The 17,132-nt window shown below is 69.2% G+C and carries 15 protein-coding genes and 2 rRNA genes; all 17 read left to right on the forward strand.

Features of this window, described 5'->3' with window-relative positions; translation table 11 throughout:
- Positions 1–170 precede the first annotated feature (170 nt).
- A 5S ribosomal RNA gene (gene rrf, locus E3T61_RS13680) occupies positions 171–287 on the forward strand.
- 324 nt (positions 288–611) lie between these two features.
- Positions 612–728, forward strand: a 5S ribosomal RNA gene (gene rrf / locus E3T61_RS13685).
- Positions 729–830: 102 nt separating this feature from the next.
- Complete coding sequence (locus E3T61_RS22095; protein WP_174777025.1) at positions 831–3,002, forward strand: primosomal protein; 2,172 nt, start codon at positions 831–833, stop codon at positions 3,000–3,002.
- Positions 2,938–4,020 (forward strand): HAD-IIA family hydrolase, encoded by a 1,083-nt coding sequence (locus E3T61_RS13695; RefSeq protein ID WP_134641415.1) that lies wholly within the window; start codon positions 2,938–2,940, stop codon positions 4,018–4,020. The genes E3T61_RS22095 and E3T61_RS13695 overlap by 65 nt, the downstream gene beginning before the upstream one ends.
- A 10-nt stretch (positions 4,021–4,030) precedes the next feature.
- Positions 4,031–4,291 carry a hypothetical protein gene (locus E3T61_RS13700; protein ID WP_134641416.1) on the forward strand — a complete coding sequence of 87 codons (261 nt, stop codon included), beginning with the start codon at positions 4,031–4,033 and terminating at the stop codon, positions 4,289–4,291.
- Between the two features lie 128 nt (positions 4,292–4,419).
- Positions 4,420–5,229: a TlyA family RNA methyltransferase gene (locus E3T61_RS13705; RefSeq protein WP_134641807.1), complete on the forward strand. Its 810-nt coding sequence runs from the start codon at positions 4,420–4,422 to the stop codon at positions 5,227–5,229.
- Positions 5,230–5,234: 5 nt separating this feature from the next.
- Positions 5,235–6,155, forward strand: coding sequence for an NAD kinase (locus tag E3T61_RS13710; protein ID WP_134641417.1), 921 nt, complete (start codon positions 5,235–5,237; stop codon positions 6,153–6,155).
- A 7-nt stretch (positions 6,156–6,162) separates the two neighbouring features.
- Complete coding sequence (recN, locus tag E3T61_RS13715) at positions 6,163–7,884, forward strand: DNA repair protein RecN (protein WP_134641418.1); 1,722 nt, start codon at positions 6,163–6,165, stop codon at positions 7,882–7,884.
- A 14-nt stretch (positions 7,885–7,898) separates the two neighbouring features.
- Entirely contained in the window at positions 7,899–9,590 is a 1,692-nt protein-coding gene (locus E3T61_RS13720) for a CTP synthase (protein WP_420898488.1), read from the forward strand.
- On the forward strand, positions 9,583–10,257 hold the full coding sequence (locus E3T61_RS13725; protein ID WP_134641419.1) for an NUDIX domain-containing protein: 675 nt from the start codon (positions 9,583–9,585) through the stop codon (positions 10,255–10,257). The genes E3T61_RS13720 and E3T61_RS13725 overlap by 8 nt, the downstream gene beginning before the upstream one ends.
- The gene (gene xerD, locus E3T61_RS13730; RefSeq protein ID WP_134641420.1) at positions 10,254–11,171 is read left to right on the forward strand and encodes a site-specific tyrosine recombinase XerD; all 918 of its coding nucleotides are present in this window, start codon (positions 10,254–10,256) and stop codon (positions 11,169–11,171) included. Before E3T61_RS13725 ends, xerD begins: the two co-directional genes overlap by 4 nt.
- 126 nt (positions 11,172–11,297) lie before the next feature.
- Complete coding sequence (locus tag E3T61_RS13735; protein ID WP_166793235.1) at positions 11,298–12,533, forward strand: low temperature requirement protein A; 1,236 nt, start codon at positions 11,298–11,300, stop codon at positions 12,531–12,533.
- A 212-nt stretch (positions 12,534–12,745) separates the two neighbouring features.
- Positions 12,746–13,633 carry a ParA family protein gene (locus E3T61_RS13740; RefSeq protein ID WP_130179286.1) on the forward strand — a complete coding sequence of 296 codons (888 nt, stop codon included), beginning with the start codon at positions 12,746–12,748 and terminating at the stop codon, positions 13,631–13,633.
- The gene (locus E3T61_RS13745; protein ID WP_420898489.1) at positions 13,617–14,510 is read left to right on the forward strand and encodes a segregation and condensation protein A; all 894 of its coding nucleotides are present in this window, start codon (positions 13,617–13,619) and stop codon (positions 14,508–14,510) included. Before E3T61_RS13740 ends, E3T61_RS13745 begins: the two co-directional genes overlap by 17 nt.
- A complete protein-coding gene (gene scpB, locus E3T61_RS13750) occupies positions 14,500–15,180 on the forward strand; it encodes an SMC-Scp complex subunit ScpB (protein WP_134641422.1) in 681 nt (226 codons plus the stop codon). The genes E3T61_RS13745 and scpB overlap by 11 nt, the downstream gene beginning before the upstream one ends.
- Complete coding sequence (locus tag E3T61_RS13755; RefSeq protein ID WP_134641423.1) at positions 15,177–15,995, forward strand: pseudouridine synthase; 819 nt, start codon at positions 15,177–15,179, stop codon at positions 15,993–15,995. The genes scpB and E3T61_RS13755 overlap by 4 nt, the downstream gene beginning before the upstream one ends.
- A 51-nt stretch (positions 15,996–16,046) precedes the next feature.
- Entirely contained in the window at positions 16,047–17,129 is a 1,083-nt protein-coding gene (locus E3T61_RS13760) for a prephenate dehydrogenase (RefSeq protein ID WP_241992572.1), read from the forward strand.
- Positions 17,130–17,132: the final 3 nt, after the last annotated feature.

Genomic DNA, 17,132 nt, shown 5'->3' on the forward strand with positions numbered 1-17,132 from the left:
AAGACTCTTGGAGCTGACCGGTACTAATAAGCCGATAATTTGATAACACTCAGTTTGAATAAGCTGCTATGCGTCCACTATGTGGTTCTCGATGTACGGTCGAGAACAACGCCCTCCACGAGGGGGGTCTATAACTAAAAATATAGATTCGATTCACCATCACCAGGTGTTTCGGCGGCTATAGCAAGAGGGAAACGCCCGGTCACATTCCGAACCCGGAAGCTAAGACTCTTTGCGCCGATGGTACTGCAGGGGGGACCCTGTGGGAGAGTAGGACACCGCCGGACTTAACTTAGAAACACACAGAAAAGCCACCCCACCGGGGTGGCTTTTCTGCGTTTAACCCCCACCCCCGCCTGCACCGGGCCGAGCATGCGCGGGGAGGGCATCCGCGAACCGTGAGAAAAGCACCTAAAAACGCGGGATTTCGGTGCTTAAGTCACAGTTCGCGGGAGGGGGAAGTGGGGTTCTGGGGGTGCGATATTTGGGGAGCTTGGGTCAGGCCTGGGGAGGCGCGGGAGCGCGTTGTTGTGTAGACTTGAGGGATCGAAGCTTGATGGTTCGAAACGACTTGATGGTCGGCACTCCGGTGCCGGCGCATCGCACATTGTTTCGGCGGCCATAGCAAGAGGGAAACGCCCGGTCACATTCCGAACCCGGAAGCTAAGACTCTTTGCGCCGATGGTACTGCAGGGGGGACCCTGTGGGAGAGTAGGACACCGCCGGACTTAACTTAGTCAAATGGCCACCCATTCGGGTGGCCATTTTGACGTTAACGTACGCTGGAGAAGTAGTCCGGTACGTATAGCCACACCTACAGGAGATAAACAGTGACCCCCACGGAACGCAACGGGAACGACGCACGCGACAACGGGAGCGGCGATCGTCGAACCGGCGGCTACCAGGGTGGTCGCGGAGGGTCGGACCGGCCCCGCCAGGACGGCGCACGTCCGCCGCACCGGGGCAACACCGGCGGCAACGACCGTCCGCAGCAGGGCGGCGAGCGTCCGCCGTATCGGGGCAACTCCGACCGTCCCGCGCGCGATGGTGAGCGTCCGCCGTACCGGGGCAACTCCGACCGTCCGGCGCGCGATGGTGAGCGTCCTCCCTACCGTGGGAACAACGACCGTCCGCAGCGTGATGGTGATCGTCCTCCGTACCGGGGCAACTCTGACCGTCCGCAGGGCGGGGAGCGTGCGCCGTACCGCGGCAACGGCGACCGCCCGGGTTACCAGGGCAACAACGACCGTCCCCAGCGTGATGGCGACCGTCCTCCGTACCGTGGCAACAGCGACCGTCCGGCGTACAACTCGGACCGTCCCGCGTACAAGGGCAACTCGGACCGTCCCCAGCGCGATGGCGATCGTCCTCCCTACCGGGGCAACTCTGACCGTCCGCAGGGCGGGGAGCGTGCGCCGTACCGCGGGAACAGCGACCGCCCCGGGTACCAGGGCAACAACGACCGTCCCCAGCGCGATGGCGATCGTCCTCCGTACCGTGGCAACAGCGACCGTCCGGCGTACAACTCGGACCGTCCCGCGTACAAGGGCAACTCCGATCGTCCGCAGCGCGATGGCGATCGTCCCGCGTACAAGGGCAACAGCGACCGTCCGGCGTACAAGGGCAACTCTGACCGTCCTCAGCGTGACGGTGACCGTCCCGCGTACAAGGGCAACAGCGACCGCCCGGCGTACAACTCGGACCGTCCCGCGTACAAGGGCAATTCCGATCGTCCCCAGCGTGACGGTGACCGCCCCGCATACAAGGGCAACAGCGACCGTCCGGCGTACAAGGGCAACTCCGATCGTCCCCAGCGAGATGGCGATCGTCCCGCGTACAAAGGCAACAGCGATCGTCCGGCATACAAGGGCAACTCTGATCGCCCCCAGCGCGACACGGAGAACAAGCCGTGGCTGAAGGACAGCGCCCGCGGCGGTTCGCCGACCCGCGCAGGTGCCCCGCGCGACGCCGGCAAGAAACTGTGGACCCGCGACGGCGCCCCCGCCCGCAATGACCGCGATGCCCGCGTCGTCGAAGAGGAGATGACCGAAGAGCAGCGCATGCAGCGCGAGCTGCGTTCGGTGCGCCCGCGTCACGACGACCCCGAGCTGCCCGACGACATCACGTCTGAGGACCTGGACCGCATCGCGCGCAACGAGCTCAAGACCCTCACCAAGGACAACGCCGAGGCCGTTGGCCGTCACCTGGCGATGGCCGCCCGGGTCATCGAAGACGACCCCGAACTGGCCCACCGTCACGTGATGAGCGCCGCACGTCGTGCCGGCCGCATCGCCGTGGTGCGCGAGAGCCTCGCCATCACCGCCTACGCCACCGGCGACTTCGCTCTGGCGCTGCGGGAACTGCGCACCTACCGCCGCATCTCGGGCTCCAACGCCCAGCTGCCCCTGATGGTCGACAGCGAACGCGGCGTGGGCCGCCCCGACCGCGCCCTCGAGCTCGGCCGCTCCGTGGACCGCTCAACCCTGCCGGCCGGCGTGCAGGTGGCCCTGGCCATTGCGATGTCCGGTGCCCGCCTGGACCTGGGGGAGACCGAAGCCGCGCTGAGCGAGCTCGAGATCGCCCAGCTCGACCCGAAGACCGCGTTCTCCTACAGCTCCGAGCTGTTCGCCGCCTACGCCGAGGTGCTTGAAGAACTCGGCCGCACCGACGAGGCCGACGTCTGGAACGAACGGGCCTCCCGTGCCGACGCCGCCCTGAACGGCGACGTCGACGAGACCATCGAGATCGTGGAACTTGACGACGAAGAGTTCGATGAAGACGAGGACGACACCGACGACGAGACCGATGAGGTCAGCACCGACGAAGCAGCCGCCGAGGCTGACGACGCCGAGGCCGACAACGCCGATGTGCCCGACGAGCTCGAGACCGCCGACGACACCATCACCATCACCGAGACCGAGGACGCTGCTTCAGCCGATGACGAATCCACCGACGGCGCCGAGGGCGTGGACGAAGATCCTGAAACGACGCCCGTTGACTGAGCCGGCCACACCGCTGGCCGGCATCGACGTCGTCCTGGCTGACCTCGACGGCGTCGTGTACGCCGGACCGCACGCCATCCCGTACGCGATTGACGGCCTCAACAAGGCCGCCGAGAGCATCCGGGTGGGCTACATCACCAACAACGCCTCACGCACGGATGCGTCCGTGGCCGGCCACCTGACCGACCTCGGTCTCACAGTGGCGCCGTCCGACGTCGTCACCTCGCCCCAGGCAGCCATGCGGCTACTCGTGGACCAGGTGCCGGCCGGCTCGCGGATCCTGGTCGTGGGCGGCGACGGGCTCGTCGACGAACTGCAGAAGCATGGCTTCACGGTCACCCGCTCCGCCGAGGACTCCCCGGCCGCCGTGGTGCAGGGCTTCGCGCCCGACGTGGGCTGGACCCAGCTGGCCGAGGCCTGCTTCGCGCTGAACGCCGGCGTCACCCCCGACGGCGACTACCCGGGCATCCCGTGGATCGCGACGAACACCGACTGGACCATTCCGCAGGCCCGCGGCATCGCGCCGGGCAACGGCACCCTGGTGTCGGCGGTGCACACCGCCGTCGGCCGCCTGCCGCTGGTGGCCGGCAAGCCGGAGATCCCGATCTTCCAGGAAGCCGTCAAACGCTTCGAGGCCACCGCGCCGCTGTTCATCGGCGACCGGCTCGACACCGACATTCTCGGCGCCAACCGCGCCGGCATGCCGTCGGTGCTGGTACTCACCGGCATCGACAAGGCCAAGCAGGCCCTGGCGGCCGGCCCCGCCGAGCGACCCACGTTCATCCTGGAGGACCTGCGCCAGCTGCACGAGCCCTACCCGGTGACGGTGTTCTCCAAGGACAAGTCCCAGGCGACCGTCGACGGCGCGAGCGTGCGCATCCACGGCGCCGACGTTCAGATCATGGCCGTGGGCGACGACGGCATCAACCTGCTGCGGGCCGCCTGCGCGGTGATCTGGGCATCCGGACGACCGATCTACGGCCTCAACGTTCCGGAGAGTCTGTATCTCGGACGGTAGCCTAGGAAGCGTGAGTGCAGACGGAGTAGATGCGGTCGGGCCGCCCAGCGTGCCGACCCCGGCTCGTCCGGGGCCGCGCCCCACGCCGTCTGCGCCGGCGCCCACCGGAGACGCACCCGCACCGCCCGTGCTGGACGGTGAGCTCGATGCCCGCCTCGCGGCCGTCGAGGCCCTGCCGCTCGAGGACCGGGCCACGGCATACGTCCAGCTGCACGACAGTCTGCGCGACCACCTCGAAGGTGGCGACGTGCCCCGATCGAAGGCCGAATGACCACCACGAGCACGGAACAGCCAGACCCCGAGATGGGGACCCAGCACGAGCACACTCCAGAGCGGCCGGCGCCACAGCCGACCAGCGTGCCGATCACCACACCGCCGGCGCCCGCCGCTGAACCCCTGATGTCGCCCACGGGGGAGCAGCGCCTGGACTCCGCCCTGTCCGACCGCGGTCTGGTGCGCTCCCGCACCGTCGCCGCCCGGCTCATCGCCGAGGGCTTGGTCACCGTGGACGGCACCGCGGTGGTCAAGGCATCCGCCAAGGTGCGCCCCAACCAGGTCATCGCCGTGGCACCCACCGACCACTACGTGAGCCGCGGCGCGCACAAGCTCGTCGCCGCACTCGACGCGTTCGAGCTGCCGATCACCGGCCGCACCGCGATGGATGCCGGCGCCTCCACCGGCGGCTTCAGCCAGGTGCTGCTCGAACGCGGCATCGGCCGGGTCATCGCGGTGGATGTGGGCCACGGCCAGCTGTCGCCGACCATCAAGGCCGACCCGCGAGTTACCCTCGTCGAGGGCTGCAACCTGCGCTACGCCACCGCGGAGTCCATCGCGGCCGCGTCCGGCGTCACCGAGCGCCCCGACCTCGTCGTCGGCGACCTCTCGTTCATCTCCCTCACCACGGTGCTGCCCGCCCTTGTGGCCACCGCCGCCGAAGGCGCCGACTTCGTGCTGCTGATCAAGCCGCAATTCGAGGTGGGCCGGGGCGGCATCCGCGAGGGTGTCGTGCACAACGCCGGCCTCCGCGCCGACGCCGTGTCCGGCGTGCTCTGGGCGGCCTGGGACCTGGGCCTGGGCGTGAACGGGCTGATCGCGTCGCCGATCGCCGGCGCCGCGGGCAACCACGAATATCTCGTGTGGTTGAGACGTGGAACCGGCACCAATCCGACAGAATGGATCGATCGGATAACCGTCCTGGTGGGAGCGTGACGAGCATGACCGCAACACCCAGGCACATCCTCGTCGTCGCGCACACCGGCCGCCAGGACTCCCTCCAGGCCGCGGCCACGGTGTGTGAGCAGCTCATCGCCGCCGGCGCCGTGCCGGTGCTAGCCGCCGAGGAGCGCGCCGACCTGCTGGCGTCCTGCCCACAGCTGAACGGCAGCACCGCCGTACTCGGCGAAACCGTGCAGGCCACCGACCTCGAACTCGTGATCGTGCTCGGCGGCGACGGCACCATCCTGCGTGCCGCCGAGATCGTGCGCGGCTGCTCCGCCCCGCTGCTGGGTATCAACCTGGGCCACGTCGGGTTCCTCGCCGAAAGCGAGCGCGACGACCTGGGCGAGGCCGTGCGCCGCGCCCTGCTGCGCGACTACCTCGTGGAGGAGCGCATGACGCTCTCGGTGCGGGTGAAGGTGGACCACGAGGTGGTCTACGAAACCTGGGCGCTCAACGAGGCCACCGTTGAAAAGGCCAGCCGGCAACGGATGATCGAGGTCATCATCGAGGTCGACGGCCGTCCGCTCTCCGCCTTCGGCTGCGACGGCGTGGTGCTGTCCACCCCCACCGGGTCCACCGCCTACTCGTTCTCCGCCGGCGGCCCCATCGTGTGGCCGAGCCTGGACGCCCTGCTGCTCGTGCCGCTGAGCGCACACGCCCTGTTCGCCCGCCCGCTCGTGGTGGGACCGGACTCCTCACTCGCTGTGGAGGTCCTCGCCCGCGGCGACAGCACCGCGGTGCTCTGCGCCGACGGCCGCCGGGTCTCCGACCTGCCGCCGGGCGCCCGCGTGATCGTGCGACGCTCACCGGTTCCGGTGCGCCTTGCCCGGCTGCACAGCGGACCGTTCACCGACCGGCTGGTGAACAAGTTCAACCTGCCCATCACGGGCTGGCGCGGCCCGGTCGGACACGAGTGATGACCGCATGATCGAAGAACTCGTCATCAGGGACCTCGGCGTGATCAAGGAGGCCACCCTCCCGCTCGGACCCGGCTTCACCGCCATCACCGGCGAGACCGGCGCGGGCAAGACCATGGTCGTCACCGCCCTGGGCCTGCTGCTGGGCGAACGCGCCGACCCGGGCACCGTGCGGGCCGGCCAAGCCCAGAGCTGGGTCGAGGGCCGCTGGCTGATCGCGCCCGACGGCGCCGTCGCCCAGCGGGTGCGGGATGCCGGGGGAGACCTGGACGGCCCCGAACTGCTGCTCAGCCGCTCGGTCTCGGCCGAGGGCCGCAGCCGCGCCGTCGTCGGCGGCCGCAGCGCCCCCGCCGGGGTGCTCGGCGACCTCGGCGGCGACCTCGTCGTGGTGCACGGCCAGTCCGACCAGGTGCGCCTGCGTTCCACCGCCGCCCAGCGCGACGCGCTGGACCGCTTCGCCGGCACCGACCTCACCGAGGCCCTGAGCGCCTTCCAACACGTCTACCACCGCTGGCACGCCAACCAGGCCGAACTCGACCTGCTCATCGCCGAGCAGGACCGCCGGGCCCGGGAAGCTGAAGACCTGCGCCTGCGGATCGCCGAGATCGAACTCGCCGCCCCGCAGCGCGGCGAAGACGACGAACTCACCAGCCGCGCCGAACGGCTCGGCAACCTCGAAGAACTCCGCCTGGCCGCCGCGTCGTCGCGGGAACTGCTCTCGGCCGAGGAATCCGGCGATGAGTCGCCCGACGTCGTCGCCCTGCTCGAGTCCGCCCGCCGCCAGCTGGAGCGCGCCGCCGAGCACGACCCGACCCTGCCGCCGCTGGCCGAGGCCCTCGCCAACGCCGGATTCCTCGTCGCCGACATCGCCGCGCAGCTCTCCAGCTACCTCGCGGGCCTGGACGCCGACGGCGCCAGGGAACTCGAAGTGGTGCAGGACCGCCGCGCCGAACTGAGCGTGCTGTCCCGCAAATTCGTCGGCGGCCTGGACGAGGCCATTGACTTCCTCGACACCGGCAGCAGCCGGCTGCTCGAACTAGATAGCGACTCCGACCGGATCGACGCGCTGCGCGCGGACACCGTCGCCGACCGGGACCTTGTGCAGCGCCTCGCCGAGGCCGTCACCGGCATCCGCACCGCCGCGGCCGCCGCACTCGGCGCCGCCGTCACCACCGAACTGGCCGCGCTGGCCATGCCCGACGCCCGCCTCGTGGTGGAGATCGACCGGCTCGACGAGGTCTCGGTGACCGGACTCGACCTGGTGCGGATCATGTTGCAGCCCCACGCCGGCGCTGAGCCGCGGGCGTTGGCGCGCGGCGCATCCGGCGGCGAGCTGTCGCGGGTGATGCTGGCCATCGAGGTCGTCATCAACGCCACCGACCCCGTGCCCACCTTCGTGTTCGACGAGGTCGACGCCGGTGTGGGCGGAGCAGCCGCGATCGAGATCGGCCGGCGACTCGCCCGGCTGGCCGAAACCGCGCAGGTGATCGTGGTCACCCACCTCGCCCAAGTGGCCGCCTTCGCCGGCAACCACCTCAGCGTGGTCAAGGACAGCCACGGATCGGTCACCGCGAGCAGCGTGCGCCAGCTCACCGGCGACGATCGCGCCGCCGAGATGGCCCGCCTGCTCTCCGGTCTGCCCGATTCCGCCAGCGGCCTCGAGCACGCTCGCGAGCTCATCGAACTTGCCCACTCAACCAGCTCCAACGGAGAGGCCCCCGCTAGGTGATAGGATCGAAGCCCGTGGTGAACAATATAAACGCGGACAAATCAGACGACATTACGAAGCACATTTTTGTGACCGGTGGTGTCGTTTCTTCATTGGGTAAAGGCCTGACGGCGGCAAGCCTCGGCAACCTGCTCACCGCTCGCGGACTGCGCGTTGTGATGCAGAAACTCGACCCCTACCTCAACGTCGACCCTGGAACGATGAACCCGTTCCAGCACGGCGAAGTCTTCGTCACCGACGACGGCTCCGAGACCGACCTCGACATCGGCCACTACGAGCGCTTCCTCGACATCAACCTCACCCAGGCGGCGAACGTCACCACCGGTCAGGTCTACTCGCAGGTCATCGCCCGCGAACGCCGCGGCGAGTACCTCGGCGACACCGTGCAGGTCATCCCGCACATCACCGACGAGATCAAGCGACGGATGCGCCTGCAGGCCAGCGATGAGCCCCGCCCCGACGTGATCATCACCGAGGTCGGCGGCACGGTCGGCGACATCGAGTCGCAGCCGTTCATCGAGGCCGCCCGCCAGGTGCGCCACGAACTCGGCCGCAAGAACGTCTTCTTCGTGCACGTGTCGCTGGTGCCGTTCATGGCCGCCTCCGGTGAGCAGAAGACCAAGCCCACCCAGCACTCCGTCGCCGCGTTGCGCTCGCTGGGTATCCAGCCGGATGCCCTGGTCCTGCGCAGCGACCGGACCGTGTCCGAGTCGAACAAGCGCAAGATCGCGCTGATGTGCGACGTGGACGAAGACGCCGTGGTGAACTGCAAAGACGTGCCCAGCATCTACGAGATCCCCGCCGTGCTGCACGAGCAGGGCCTGGACAAGTACATCACCGACGCCCTGAACCTGCCGGTGAAGGACGTGGACTGGACCGCCTGGCAGCGAGTGCTCGACGCCGTGCGCGAGCCCAAGCACGAGGTGACCATCGGCCTGGTCGGCAAGTACATCGACCTGCCCGACGCCTACCTCTCGGTGACCGAAGCGCTGCGCGCCGGCGGTTTCGCCCAGCAGACCAAGGTCAAGATCGAGTGGATCGCCTCCGACACCTGCGAGACCCCCGAAGGCGCCGCCGCGATGCTCTCCGAGCTCGACGGCATCTGCGTGCCTGGCGGATTCGGCGTGCGCGGCATCGAGGGCAAGCTCGGCGCCCTCAAGTTCGCCCGCGAGAACGCCATCCCGGTGCTCGGCCTGTGCCTCGGCCTGCAGTGCATGGTCATCGAGTACGCCCGCAACAAGGCCGGCCTCGAGGGCGCCTCGTCGAGCGAGTTCGACCCGGAGACCGAGTTCCCCGTGATCGCGACCATGGAAGAGCAGGTCGAGATCATCGCCGGCGGAGACCTGGGCGGCACCATGCGCCTGGGGCTGTACCCGGCCAACCTCGCCTCCGGTTCCATCGTTGAGGAGCTGTACGGAGCCCCCGTCGCCTCCGAGCGTCACCGTCACCGCTACGAGGTGAACAACAACTACCGTCAGCAGATCGCCGACGCCGGCCTGTGGTTCTCCGGCGTCTCGCCCGACGGCCACCTGGTGGAGTATGTGGAGCTGCCCCGCGCCGAGCACCCGTTCTACGTGGGCACCCAGGCCCACCCCGAACTGCGCTCGCGCCCCAGCCACGCGCACCCGCTGTTCCGCGGCCTGATCGGCGCGGCCCTGGACCGCCAGCAGGCCAGCCGCCTGTTCGAGGTCAAGGAAGATGCCTAAGACCCTCGCCGCGCGCGCCGAGGCCGACGCGCTGCTGCCCCGCATCGAGGATGAGCCGGCACCCACCGCGCTCACCTCGAGCGCGGTGCGCTTCGACGGTCACGTGTGGAACATCCGCCAGGACGCGTTCGACTACAACGGTGCCGAAATCGTGCGTGAGTACGTCGACCACCCCGGTGCGGTCGCCATTCTCGCCCTCGACGACCAGGACCGGGTGCTGCTGATCCAGCAGTACCGGCACCCGGTGCGGATGCGGGAGTGGGAACTGCCCGCCGGACTGCTCGACATCGACGGCGAACACGCCCTTCTCGGCGCCCAGCGTGAGCTGGCCGAGGAGACAGACGTCGTCGCATCCGAGTGGAACGTGCTGACCGAGTTCTACACGTCTCCGGGCGGCAGCAACGAGGTCATCCGCATCTACCTGGCCCGCGGCCTGTCGCCGGCCACCGAGGCGTTCGAGCGCACCGACGAGGAGGCCGACATGGTCACCCGCTGGGTGTCCCTGGACGACGCCGTCGACGCCGCGCTGGAGCGCCGGGTGCAGAACCCGTCGCTGGTCGTGGGTGTGCTGGCCGCCGCCGCCTCCCGCTCACGTGGCTGGGCGTCGCTCGCGCCGGCGGACCTGCCCTGGCCGCGGCATCCGAACAACTGGGACCACACGGTGTGACCGGCCCCGCGTTCGTCGAGGAGACCGTGCACTCGTATCTGCGGCACGTCTCGATTGAACGCGGGCTGAGTGCCAACACCGTCGCCGCCTACCGGCGCGACCTGGTGATCTACGCCGGCTGGCTGACGGATGCCGGTGTCACCGACCTGCGCACCGTCACCGCGGCGCAGGTGAGCGCGTTCGTGCAGTTCCTCAGCGGCCGGGTGGAATCACCGTTGACCGCGGCGTCGGTCGCGCGCATCCTCTCCACCGTGCGCGGTTTTCACCGGTTCCTGCTCGAGGAGTCGGTGGTGGATGTGGACGTGGCGCACGAGACGAAACCGCCCAAGCTGGGCCTTCGGCTGCCCAAGGCCATCTCGATCGAGCAGGTGAACCAGCTGCTGGCCGCCACCGACGGTGACACGCTGCCGCAGCTGCGCGACAAGGCGCTGTTGGAGCTGCTCTACGCGACCGGGGCGCGGGTGTCTGAGGTGGTGAACCTCAACGTGGACGACATGCTCGAAGGCGACGTGGTGCGTCTCACCGGCAAGGGCAACAAACAGCGCATCGTGCCGGTGGGCAGCTTCGCCCGTGCCGCGGTGGATGCCTACCTGGTGCGGGCCCGGCCGGTGCTGTCGGGGCGGGGCAAGGCCACCCCGGCGCTGTTCCTCGGCGTGCGCGGACACCGGGTGAGCCGGCAGAACGCGTGGTTGATCATCCGCGCCGCCGCCGAACGGGCCGAGCTGGGCATCGAGGTGTCGCCGCACACGCTGCGGCACTCCTTCGCCACCCACCTGCTCTCGGGCGGCGCCGATGTGCGTGTGGTGCAGGAGCTGCTCGGCCACTCCTCGGTGGCCACCACCCAGATCTACACCCTCGTGACCATCGACACCCTGCGCGACATGTACACCACGGCGCACCCTCGCGCCCGCTGAGCCGCACCTTCGCAGGTCGAGCCTGTCGAGACCTCCGGAAGTGCCTCGAGGCCTGCTCGCGGGGTCTCGACAGGCTCGACCAACGCAGGGGTGTGCTCCGCGGGCCGCATCCGTGACAATGGGGGAGTGACCCGCACCTCTACGACACCGCCGGCAGCGACGCCGGCCGGCCGCTTCGGCTTCCGCCGCAACCTGCTGCGGCGGGATGACTCGGAGAGCGCCGACCGCGTCACCTACGTGGAACTGTTCTTCGACCTGATCTTCGTCTTCGCGCTCACCCAGCTCTCCCGCTACCTCTACGAGAATCAGTCCTGGGAGGGTGCCCTCGAGTCGGCGATGCTCGTGCTCGCGCTGTGGTGGCTGTGGGTGTACACGACCTGGGTGACCAACTGGCTCGACCCGGCCAAGCTGCCCGTGCGCGGAGCCGTGCTGGTCCTGGCGCTGGTGGGCTTCGTGGTGAGCGTCTCGATCTACGAATCGTTCGGCGACCGGGGCATCGTCTTCGCGCTGGCCTACTCGGTGCTGCAATTGGGCCGCACGTTGTTCATGCTGCTCGCCGTGGCCCGGCACGACCCGGCGCTGCGGCGCACCTTCGTGCGGATCCTGGCCTGGCTGGCCCTCTCCAGCGTGTTCTGGATCGTGGGGGCGCTGTTGCCGCTGCAGTACCGGCTGCCGCTCTGGCTGATCGCCCTGGCCATCGAGTACCTCTCCGCCGGGGTGGGCTTCCGGGTGCCCGGGCTCGGCGCCTCCGGCGTCGACCAGTGGGACCTCTCCGGCCCCCACATCGCCGAGCGCAGCGCCCTGTTCGTGATCATCGCCCTGGGCGAATCGCTGCTGGTCACCGGGTTCGCGTTCGTCGACAAGGAATCGTCGGCGGAGACCATCCTGGGCATGCTGCTCGCGTTCGGCGCGAGCGTGGCGATGTGGTGGTTGTACTTCGACCACAGCGAACGAGCCGGGGCGAAGGCGATCGCCGCGGCGGCCGAGCCCGGCCGGATCGCCCGGCTCGCCTACACCTACGTGCACGCTGTGATCATCGCCGGCATCGTGCTCACCTCGGTGGCCGACAAGGAAGTGCTCTCGCATCCGCACTCGGCGATGACCCTGTCGAGCGCGGTGGTGCTGGTCGGCGGCCCGCTGCTCTACGTGCTGGGGATGCTGCTGTTCCGGCTGGTCGTGGCGCGGGAGCTGCTCGTGTCGTACCTGGTGGGCCTTGGGGCGCTGCTGGCGGCGTTCGCGGCGGCATTCGTGCTCACCCCGCTGCAGCTGGGCGCTGTGACCACCGCGGTGCTCGTGCTCGTGGCCGGCTGGGAGACCGTGGTGCGGGTGCGCGCCGGCACCGACGACGAGAAGGCCGGCTGAGCCGTTGAACCCCCGTCGTTGGTCGAGCGTGTCGAGACCTCGTGACGTGCCTCGAGACCGGCTCACCGGGTCTCGACAGACTCCACCGACGGGAGGGAGCGGCAGCGAGTAGCGGCAGCGAGTGACGGCACACCGGGGATCTTGGCGGGGGCGGGCGTGGCGGCTCGGTACAATCGACCAAGTGAACTGCATGACGGATCGAGGACAGCCCAGTGGCGCGTAAGACGGATAGCCGGACGCAGCTTCCCGGACTCGAAGAGCTGCCGACCGGTGCGACCGGCCGCCCCATCCAGGTGTTCGACGAACCCGCGCCGCTGAAGAGCCACGGCCCGGCCCGCATCGTCTCGCTGTGCAACCAGAAGGGCGGCGTCGGCAAGACGACGACCACCATCAACCTGGGTGCCGCCCTGGCCGGCTACGGCCGCCGCGTGCTCGCCATCGACTTCGACCCGCAGGGCGCCCTGTCGGCCGGTCTCGGCGTGCCCACCCACGACGTCACCACCATCTACGACCTGCTCCTGAGCGGCTCCAAGGACCCGCACGAAGCCATCCAGCAGACCTCGGTGGAGGGCCTGGACATCATCCCGGCCAACATCGACCTCTCCGCCGCGGAGGTGCACCTCGTCAACGAGGTCGCCCGCGAACAGATTCTGGCCCGGGTGCTGCGCAAGGTCTCCAACGACTACGACGTGATCCTCATCGACTGCCAGCCGTCGCTGGGCATCCTCACCGTGAACGCGCTCACCGCCAGCCACGGCGTACTCATCCCGCTGGAGTGCGAGTTCTTCGCCCTGCGCGGCGTGGCCCTGCTCATCGAAACCATCGACAAGGTGCGCGACCGGCTCAACCCGGCCATCGAACTCGACGGCATCCTGGCCACCATGTACGACTCCCGCACCCTGCACTCCCGTGAGGTCCTCGAGCGCGTCGTCGACGCGTTCGGCGACCGGGTGCTCGACACCGTCATCGGCCGTACCGTGAAGTTCCCGGATGCCAGTGTCGCCGGCATCCCGATCACCGAGTTCGCGCCGGAACACGCCGCCGCCAAGGCCTACAAGCAGGCGGCGCGGGAACTGATCCAGCGTGGCGCGGTCGCCTAAGCGGCTTTCGGCTCCGGCCTCCGCCCTGGCGACCACCGCCAGGGCCACAACCGGCACGGCCGGCACCGACTCGCTCGACGACGCCGGCACCGCGGCGCCGGGCTTCTCCGTGGCCCTGCAGAACTTCGAGGGCCCGTTCGACCTGCTGCTCTCGCTGATCGGCAAGCACGAACTCGACATCACCGAGATCTCGTTGAGCCGGGTCACCGACGAGTTCATCTCCTACCTGCGCGGGCTGGATGCCGCGGAGGAGCTCGACCAGGCCACCGAGTTCCTGGTCGTGGCGGCCACGCTACTCGACCTCAAACTGGTGGGCCTGCTGCCGCAGGGCGAGCTGGTGGATGCCGAGGACGTGGCGCTGCTCGAGGCCCGCGACCTGCTCTTCGCCCGGCTGCTGCAGTACCGCGCGTTCAAGACCGCGTCGGCCTGGTTTCTCGAGCACCTCGACCACGAGGCCACCCGGCACGTGCGCTCGGTGCGGCTGGAGGAGAAGTACCGCACCACGACGCCCGAGCTGGTCTGGACGTTGTCGCTCGGTGACTTCGGCGCGTTGGCCGCCCTCGCGCTGACGCCCAGGGAGCTGCCGACCGTGGGGCTGGAGCATCTGCACGCGCCGCTGGTGAGCATCCGGGAGCAGGCGGCGATTGTGGTGGCGATGCTGAAGGCCAACTCGAGCCTGACGTTTCGGGAGCTGATCGTGGACTGCGCCGAGAAGGGGCTTGTGATCGCCCGTTTTCTGGCCGTGCTGGAGCTGTACCGGCACGGCGCCCTCACGTTCGACCAGCTGGAACCGCTCGGCGAGCTCAGTTTGCACTGGGACGCCGAGGGCTGGTCGGACGACAAACTTGCGAACCTCGGAGGCGACTATGACGCTTGATGCCAGCACTGCCGAGGTAGAGACAGAGGCTTTCGGGGTCTCGACAGGCTCGACCAGCGAACTCGGCTCGACCAGCGAACCAGGCTCGGCCAGCGGCGGGGGAGCGACCAGCGTGCCTGACGTGGCGATTGAGCGGCGGCTCGAGGCGATTTTGATGGTGGCGGATGAGCCGCAGAGCCTGGTGCACCTGGCCAGCGCGGTCGGGCATCCGCTGGTCGACGTGCGCGAGGCCATCCTGCGGCTCGTCGCCGACTTCGACGGCGTGCACGGCACCGTGCGGCGGGGCTTCGAACTGCGTGAAGTGGCCGGCGGCTGGCGTATCTACGTGCGCGCCGAGCACGACCCGGTGGTGGCCGATTTCGTCTACACGCAGAACCCCAGCCGGCTCTCGCAGGCGGCCCTGGAGACCCTCGCGGTGATCGCTTACAAGCAACCGATCAGCCGCGGCGCGGTAGCCTCGATCAGGGCCGTTAACGTCGACTCGGTCGTGCGCACCCTCCTGGGCCGCGGATTGATCACCGAGGCCTTCACCGATAGCGAGACCGGCGCGATCAATTACGCCACCACCGACCTGCTGCTTGTGCAGCTGGGAATCAATTCGCTCGACGAGTTGCCACTAATTTCGCCGTTGCTCGCCGACGGTGCGAACGGATTCGAGGATCTACCATGACCGACCACAACGACGGCTACACCGACACCAGCAGCACCAACCCGGACTTCGCCACCAACCCCGAGGCCGCCGTCGACGGCATCCGCCTGCAGAAGGTGCTCTCCGCCGCCGGCGTCGCCTCCCGCCGGGTCAGCGAAGAAATGATCAGCTCCGGCCGGGTGCGGGTCAACGGCAAGGTCGTCACCGAACTCGGCCGCCGGGTGCACCCCGAAACCGACAAGATCGCCGTGGACAACATCGCCGTTCAGTTGGACACCAGCCGTCGCTACGTGATGCTGAACAAGCCCGTCGGCGTGGTCTCCTCCATGCAGGACGAAAGCGGCCGCCCGGACCTGCGCCAGTTCACCGAAGGCTACGAGGAACGCCTGTTCAACGTGGGCCGCCTCGACGCCGCCACCAGCGGCCTGCTGATCCTCACCAACGACGGTGACCTCGCCCACGTGCTCGCGCACCCCTCCTTCGGTGTGGCCAAGACCTACATCGCCAAGGTCGAGGGCCGCGTCTCGGCGCAGACCATCGGCAAGCTGCAGAGCGGCATCGAGCTGGAGGACGGCCCCATCGCCGCCGACAAGGCCCGTATCCTCACCAGCCCTCCCGGCGACGGCTTCACCCTGGTGGAGCTGACCCTGCACTCCGGCCGCAACCGCATCGTGCGCCGGATGATGGACGCCGTCGGCCACCCCGTCGTGGACCTGGTGCGCCGTCAGTTCGGGCCGCTGCAGCTGGGCACCCTGCGGGCCGGCGCGGTGCGCGACCTCACTAAGGTAGAACTCGGTCAGCTGCTCACGGTGTCTCGCGCCGAGGTGCAGAAGTAGCCCCACCAGCATCCGTTTCACCCTGTCAACCGCGCAAGTTTGGAGCCGAACGTGGTCGAGTCTCGCCTGATCGGGCCGGTGCGTGTTGTCGGCGCCGGGCTCCTGGGAACCAGCATCGGCCTGGGCCTGAGCGCCCGGGGGATCGACGTGATCCTCGCCGACGCGTCGCCGACCAACCTGTCGCTGGCCATCGACTACGGCGCCGGCCGCGCCGCCACGCCCGGTGATGCCCCGCAGCTGATCGTGGTGTGTGTGCCGCCGGATGTCACCGCCGACATCGTCGCCCGCGAACTCGAGGCCTTCCCCGACGCGATCGTGACGGATGTGGCCAGCGTCAAGCTGGCCCCGCTCACCGAGCTGCTCCGGCGCGGCGCCGACGTCTCCCGCTACATCGGCTCGCACCCGCTGGCCGGCCGGGAACGCGGCGGACCGCTCGCCGGCCGCGCCGACCTGTTCATCGGCCGGCCCTGGGTGGTCGCCGCGCACGACGACATCAGTTACCAGCGCGCCACCGCGCTCGACGACCTGATCCTCGACCTGGGCGCCACTCTGGTGGAGATGACCCCCGAGGAGCACGACAAGGGCGTCGCCCTGGTCTCCCACGTGCCGCAGGTGGTGAGCACCCTGATGGCCCGCCGTCTCACCGACGCGCCCGGCTCCGCGCTCAACCTCGCCGGCCAGGGCCTGCGCGACGTGACCCGGGTCGCCGCGAGCGACCCCGAACTGTGGGTGCAGATCCTCGGCGCCAACCCGGAACCGGTGCGCCAGATCCTGCTGGCGCTCCGCGACGACCTGGACCGGTTCATCGGCGCCCTGGCCGACCCCACCGCCCCCGGCGCCCGCCGTCAGGTGGCCGAGGAGATCGCCGGCGGCAACACCGGCGTGGCCCGGTTGCCCGGCAAGCACGGCCAGGACCGCCGCTACGCCAGCCTCACCGTGATGGTGGACGACACCCCCGGCCAGCTGGCCCGCCTCTTCAACGAGATCGGCGAGGCCGGCGTCAACCTCGAGGACCTGCGCCTCGAGCACTCCCCGGGAGCCCAGATCGGGCTCGCCGAGATCAGCATCCTCCCCGAGGCGGTCAGCCGCCTCACCACTGAGCTGGCCGCCCGCGGCTGGCGGATTGTCGGTTAGACG

Source organism: Cryobacterium lactosi (assembly GCF_004403945.1).
Taxonomy (GTDB): domain Bacteria; phylum Actinomycetota; class Actinomycetes; order Actinomycetales; family Microbacteriaceae; genus Cryobacterium; species Cryobacterium lactosi.

Coding starts and splice junctions, on each gene's coding strand:
- E3T61_RS13695 (WP_134641415.1), top strand. CDS start 2,938: ATGACGAATCCACCGACGGCGCCGAGGGCGTGGACGAAGATCCTGAAA.
- E3T61_RS13705 (WP_134641807.1), top strand. CDS start 4,420: ATGTCGCCCACGGGGGAGCAGCGCCTGGACTCCGCCCTGTCCGACCGC.
- E3T61_RS13710 (WP_134641417.1), top strand. CDS start 5,235: ATGACCGCAACACCCAGGCACATCCTCGTCGTCGCGCACACCGGCCGC.
- recN (WP_134641418.1), top strand. CDS start 6,163: ATGATCGAAGAACTCGTCATCAGGGACCTCGGCGTGATCAAGGAGGCC.
- E3T61_RS13725 (WP_134641419.1), top strand. CDS start 9,583: ATGCCTAAGACCCTCGCCGCGCGCGCCGAGGCCGACGCGCTGCTGCCC.
- scpB (WP_134641422.1), top strand. CDS start 14,500: ATGACGCTTGATGCCAGCACTGCCGAGGTAGAGACAGAGGCTTTCGGG.
- E3T61_RS13755 (WP_134641423.1), top strand. CDS start 15,177: ATGACCGACCACAACGACGGCTACACCGACACCAGCAGCACCAACCCG.